This is a genomic window from Rhizobacter sp., assembly GCF_031412495.1.
GTDB lineage: Bacteria > Pseudomonadota > Gammaproteobacteria > Burkholderiales > Burkholderiaceae_C > Schlegelella_A.
Window position 1 is genome coordinate 1 of the sequence record NZ_JANODC010000521.1, and the last position, 5,461, is coordinate 5,461.

Annotated in this window: 8 protein-coding genes; 5 read left to right on the top strand and 3 right to left on the bottom strand. The window is 73.7% G+C overall.

Features of this window, described 5'->3' with window-relative positions; translation table 11 throughout:
• The 5 genes from AC30N0_RS19520 to AC30N0_RS19540 all read left to right on the top strand — a co-directional run.
• A partial coding sequence (locus tag AC30N0_RS19520) for a TIGR04283 family arsenosugar biosynthesis glycosyltransferase (RefSeq protein ID WP_489519546.1) occupies positions 1-843 on the top strand: 843 nt, incomplete at its 5' end.
• Positions 840-1,454 (top strand): TIGR04282 family arsenosugar biosynthesis glycosyltransferase, encoded by a 615-nt coding sequence (locus tag AC30N0_RS19525; RefSeq protein ID WP_489519547.1) that lies wholly within the window; start codon positions 840-842, stop codon positions 1,452-1,454. The genes AC30N0_RS19520 and AC30N0_RS19525, both read left to right, overlap by 4 nt.
• Positions 1,442-2,554 carry an FAD-dependent oxidoreductase gene (locus AC30N0_RS19530; RefSeq protein ID WP_489519548.1) on the top strand — a complete coding sequence of 371 codons (1,113 nt, stop codon included), beginning with the start codon at positions 1,442-1,444 and terminating at the stop codon, positions 2,552-2,554. The genes AC30N0_RS19525 and AC30N0_RS19530 overlap by 13 nt, the downstream gene beginning before the upstream one ends.
• 17 nt (positions 2,555-2,571) lie before the next feature.
• Positions 2,572-3,417, top strand: a complete 846-nt coding sequence (locus AC30N0_RS19535) for an S-methyl-5'-thioinosine phosphorylase (RefSeq protein ID WP_489519549.1) — start codon at positions 2,572-2,574, stop codon at positions 3,415-3,417.
• A 5-nt stretch (positions 3,418-3,422) separates the two neighbouring features.
• On the top strand, positions 3,423-3,923 hold the full coding sequence (locus tag AC30N0_RS19540) for a GNAT family N-acetyltransferase (protein ID WP_489519550.1): 501 nt from the start codon (positions 3,423-3,425) through the stop codon (positions 3,921-3,923).
• 31 nt (positions 3,924-3,954) lie between these two features.
• Here AC30N0_RS19540 and garL read toward each other — a convergent pair whose 3' ends face one another.
• The 3 genes from garL to AC30N0_RS19555 form a co-directional block, all read right to left on the bottom strand.
• Positions 3,955-4,755, bottom strand: a complete 801-nt coding sequence (garL, locus tag AC30N0_RS19545; protein ID WP_489519551.1) for a 2-dehydro-3-deoxyglucarate aldolase — start codon at positions 4,753-4,755, stop codon at positions 3,955-3,957.
• A gap of 31 nt (positions 4,756-4,786) precedes the next feature.
• On the bottom strand, positions 4,787-4,960 hold the full coding sequence (locus AC30N0_RS19550) for a hypothetical protein (protein WP_489519552.1): 174 nt from the start codon (positions 4,958-4,960) through the stop codon (positions 4,787-4,789).
• Positions 4,961-5,001: 41 nt separating this feature from the next.
• A partial coding sequence (locus AC30N0_RS19555) for an enolase C-terminal domain-like protein (RefSeq protein WP_489519553.1) occupies positions 5,002-5,461 on the bottom strand: 460 nt, incomplete at its 5' end.

The window sequence follows — 5,461 nt, forward strand, 5'->3', positions numbered from 1 at the left end:
GAGGAGCCCCGCGCGCCGGTCGGGGGCCGGCGCCGGGCGGCGCCCGCACGCGCCGGAGCGGCTGCTCGCCTGCAGGCGCCGCAACCCCGCGTGGGAGCGCGGGTGACGGCGCCGGCCGGCGCGACCCCGGTGACCGGGAGCGCGCCGCGGCCGCCGTCGGCGTCCGCACCGGCGCGGCTCTCTATCATCGTGCCGGCGCTCGACGAAGCCACCGCCATCGCGGCCACGCTGGACGCCCTCGCCGGCGCGCGCGCCGACGGCCACGAGGTGCTCGTCGTCGACGGCGGCAGCGCCGACGCCACCCTCGCGCTCAGCGTCCCGCGTGCCGATGCCGCCGTCGCCGGCCCGCGCGGGCGGGCCCGGCAGTTGAACGCCGGCGCCGAGCTCGCCACCGGCCCGGTGCTGCTCTTACTGCATGCCGATACGCGGCTGCCGCCGTCGGCGGCCGAAGCCATGCTTCGCGCCGTCGCCCGGGGCGCGGCCTGGGGCCGCTTCGACGTGCGCATCGACGGCCGCTCGCCGATGCTCGCCGTCGTCGCCGCGATGATGAACGCGCGCTCGCGGCTGACGGGCATCGCCACCGGCGACCAGGCGATGTTCGTCCGTCGCGACGTGTTCGAGCGCGTCGGCGGCTTTCCCGACCAGCCGCTGATGGAAGACGTCGAGCTGTCCCGCCGCCTGCGTGCCTGCGCCGCGCCGGCCTGCCTGCGCGAGCGGGTCGTGACCTCGGGCCGGCGCTGGGAAAGCCGCGGCGTCTGGCGGACGATCGTCCTGATGTGGCGGCTGCGCTGGCGCTACTGGCGCGGCGCCGCGGCCGAGGAGCTGGCCCGGGCCTATCGATGAGCGCGGCGACGACGCTCATCGTGATGGCCAAGGCACCGGTGGCGGGGCTCGCCAAGACCCGCCTGGCCGCGGTGCTCGGCGCGGAACGGGCGGCGGCCGTGGCCGAGCGGCTGTTATCGCATGCCGTCGCGCAGGCGGTGGCCGCCGGCATGGGGCCGGTCGACCTCTGCTGCGCGCCCGACCGTGCGCACCCGGCTTTCGCCCGCCATGCCGGCACGGCCGGCCTGACACTCTCCGACCAGGGCGAGGGCGACCTCGGCGACCGCATGGCCCGCGCCTTCGAGCGCGCGCTCCAGGGCAGCCGCTGCGCCGTGATGATGGGCAGCGACGCACCGGCGCTCGACGCGGCGATGCTCGTGCGCGCAGCCGCCGCCCTGGCCGACGCCGACGCCGTGTTCATCCCGGCGCTGGACGGCGGCTATGCCCTGATCGGCCTGCGGCGGCCGGCGCCGTCCCTGTTCGACGACATGCGCTGGAGCACGCCGACGGTGATGGCGCAAACGCGCGAGCGGCTGGCCGCGGCCGGCCTGACGTACGTCGAGCTGCCGGCCGTCGCCGACATCGACGAGGCCGCCGACCTCGTGCACCTGCCGACCGGGTGGCTGCCCTGAAGCGGCTGCTGCTGATCGGCGCCGGCCATGCCCACGCCCAGGTGCTGAAGGACTGGATCGCGCGGCCGCTGCCCGGCTGCGAGGTGACGGTCGTCTCGCCGCACGCCGTGTCGCCGTACTCCGGCATGGTGCCGGGCTGGCTGGCGGGCAGCTATTGCTTCGACGAGATCGGCATCGACTTCGCGGCCCTGGCTGCCGCTGCCGGGGCGGCATTCCTCCTCGACGAGATGACCGGCCTCGACCCGGAGCGCCGCCAGGTCCGGCTGCGCGGCGGCGGCACGCTCGGCTACGACGTGCTGTCGCTCAACGTCGGCTCCACGCTGACGCCGCCGCCCGAGCTGCTCGGCGGCCGGGCTCGCGTCCTGTCGATGCGGCCGCTGGGCGAGTTGCGTGCGGCCTGGGACGCCGTGCTCGGCGACCCGCGGTTCGCCGGCGCCGACGCTCCTTGCGTGGTCACCGCGGTCGGCGGCGGCGCTGCCGGCGTCGAGTCGCTGCTGGCCGTGCTGAAGCGGCTGCGTGAGCTGCGCGGCGGCCGACCGGTGCAGGCTGCGCTGGCGACGGCGAGCGCCACGCTACTGCCTGGACTCGCACCGGCGGCGGCCCGCTCGGCCCACGCTGCGCTGGCGCGGGCCGGCGTCGCCGTGCAGACCGGGCGCAGCGCCGACGCGTCGATGGCCAGCGCCAACGATCTCGTGCTCTGGGCCACCGGCGCCGAAGCACACGCGTGGCAGCCCAACTGCGGCCTCGCGCTGAGCGAGCGCGGCTTCATCCGCATCGACGCGCACATGCGCTCGTGCTCTCATCCTCAGGTCCACGCCGTGGGCGATTGCGCCGAGTGGGCGTCGCCGCTGCCCAAGGCCGGCGTCTTCGCGGTGCGCATGGGCCCGGCCCTGTCGCGCAACCTGCGCGCCGCGCTCGGCGCCGGCCCGCCGGTGCCCTACGTGCCGCAGCGCAGATACCTGGCGCTCCTGTCGACCGCCGACGGGCGCGCCATCGCGTCGTGGGGACGCGGATCGCTCGAAGGGCGCTTGCTCTGGCAATGGAAGGACCGGATCGACCGCGCCTTCGTCCGCGGCTTCGCGGCCGCGGTGGTGAAATGACCGGGGAGGACTGAACCATGCTCGCGATCATCGGTGGCACCGGCCTGTACGACCTCGCCGCCCTGGAGACGACGGAACGGATCGAGGGCGACACGCCGTTCGGCAGGCCGTCGGGGCCGGTGCTGCACGGCCGCGTCGGCGCCGCGCCGGTGCTGTTCCTGGCCCGCCACGGCGCCGGCCACCGCCTGCTGCCGCACGAGGTGAACTACCGCGCCAACATCTTCGCGCTCAAGCGCGCCGGTGCGACCCTCGTCCTCGGCGTCTCGGCGGTGGGCAGCCTGGCCGAGGAAGTCGCCCCCGGCGACCTGGCCATGCCCGAGCAGTACGTCGACTGGACCCGTGGCGGCCGGGCCGGCACCTTCTTCGGCGCCGGCGTGGCGGCGCACGTCTCGACGGCCACCCCCGTGAGCGCGGCACTGGTCGACGCCGCGGCTGCCTCGGCGCAGGCGCTCGGGATCACGCTGCACCGCGGCCTGACGTATGCCTGCGTCGAAGGGCCGCGCCTGGGCACGCGCGCCGAGAGCCATCTGCTGCGCCAGGCCGGCTGCCACCTGGTCGGCATGACCAACGTGCCGGAAGCCTTCCTCGCCCGCGAGGCGCAGATGGCGTACGCGACGATCGGCATCGTCACCGACTACGACTGCTGGATGGACGATCCGGCCCGCCACGTCAGCGTCGACAGGATCTTCGCGCTGTACGGCAGCAGCCTGGCCAAGGTGCACGCCCTGCTCGCGCACCTGCTGGAGCAAGCGCCGGTCGCGCCGGAGCCGGCCATCCGTTCGGCCCTCGCCGGTGCGATGCTGACCCCGCTCGATGCGCTCACGCCGGCGCAACGCGCCTGGCTCGACGTGCTGCTGCGCTGAGCGCGATGGCCGGCGCGAATCTCGACGCGTCTTCGAGGGGGTCCGGCCGCCCGCCGGCGTTGCGGCCGGCCACGCCCGGCGACATCCCGGCGTGTCTCGTCCTGCGCGGAAGGACGCGCGAGAACGCGATCCCGGTCGAACGCCTGGCGGCGATCGGCATCACGGCGGAGTCGTGGGCGGAGGACGTGAGGTCGGGCCGGCTGCCCGGCTGGGTCTGCACCGAGGGCGAAGCCATCGTCGGCTACTGCTTCGGCGACGTGGGCACCGGCGAAGTCGTGGTGCTGGCGCTCCTGCCCGAGCACGAGGGGAACGGCAACGGCCGCCGCCTGCTCGGCCAGGTCGTCGAGCGCCTCGCCGCCGCCGGACACGACCGGCTGTTCCTGGGTTGCTCGCCCGATCCGCGCAGCCGCTCGCACGGCTTCTACCGGCACCTGGGCTGGACGTCGACGGGAACGCTCGATGCCAATGGGGACGAGGTGCTGGAGCTCTTCCCGAGCGGCCACTGAAGCGCTGCCCGCCGGCTCTTCCCGAAGGAAATCAGCGGGCGGCTTTCACACCGGCCATGAACCGGTCGCGCAGCGCCTGCGTGCCGCCCCTGAACACGCCCAGGTCGCTGCCGACGGCGACGAAGGTCGCGCCCATCTGCATGTAGCGGCGCGCGTCGGCCTCGACCGGCGCCAGGATGCCGATCGGCTTGCCCGCCTTCTTCGCCGCGTCGAACACGCCGGCGATGGCCGCCTGCGAATCCGGGTGCGTCGCGTCGCCGAGGTGGCCAACCGCGGCCGACATGTCGGCCGGGCCGATGAAGATGCCGTCGACGCCCTCGACAGCGGCGATCTCGGCGGCGGCGGCGAGGCCCTTGCGGCTCTCGATCTGCACCATCACCGCGATCTGCTCGTTGATTCCATCGAAGTAGTTGGGCACGGTGCCGAAGCGGTTGCGTCGCTGCGAGACCGAGACGCCGCGGATGCCGGCCGGCGGGTAGCGCGTCGCCGCCACGGCGCGGCGCGCCTCCTCGGCCGTCTCGATGAAGGGGACGAGGAAGTTATAGAAGCCGGCGTCGAGCAGGCGCTTCATCTCGACCGGGTTGTTCCACGAGGGCCGCACCACGGGCGCGCTGACGCTGTCCTTCAAGGCCATCAGCTGCGGGATGAAGGTGGTGACGTCGTTGGGCGAGTGCTCGCCGTCGAGGAGCAGCCAGTCGAAGCCGGCCACGCCGAGGATCTCGGCCGTGATCGGGTTGGCCAGCGAGCACCAGCAGCCGATCAGCGTCTCGCCGGCGCGCAGGCGCTGGCGGAAGGTGTTCGGGAACGGGCGATAGGGTCCGGTGGGGGTCATGGTGGGGTCTCGTCGTCTCGTCGATCAATCATCACGCCGCGCGGACGAAATTCATCCGGTGCATCCCGAAGTTGACCGACGACCACTCGCCGAATCGATCGATGTTGATGCGCGAGCTCTCCTTGCCCAATCGGTTCCAGCTGAACAGGATGAGGAGTGGCACGCAAATCGCGAGCAGCAAGCCCCAGCCGCGCAGATGCTTCATTCGCCGATGCCTCGGTCAATCGTTCGTTCGTCGTGTTGAGCTCAGCGTACCAGGCACGGCCGCTTCGGGTCGAAGCGCCAGTTCGGGATCAGGGCCTGCATGGCGTCGGCGTCGTCGCGCGCGCCGAGGCCGTGCTCGAGGTAGAGCCCGTGCGCCCGCTCGACCTCGGCCGCGTCGAGCTCGATGCCGAGGCCGGGCCGGTCGGGGACGGCGATGCGGCCGCCGCGGATCTGCAGCGGCTCGCGCGTGAGGCGCTGCCCGTCCTGCCAGATCCAGTGCGTGTCGATCGCCGTCACCTTGCCTGGCGCCGCCGCGGCGACGTGGGTGAACATGGCCAGCGAGACATCGAAGTGGTTGTTCGAGTGCGAGCCCCAGGTCAGGCCCCAGTCGCGGCAGGTCTGGGCCACGCGCACCGAGCCGGAGAGCGTCCAGAAGTGCGGGTCGGCGAGCGGAATGTCCACCGCCTGCAGGGACAAGGTGTGGACGAGCTGGCGCCAGTCG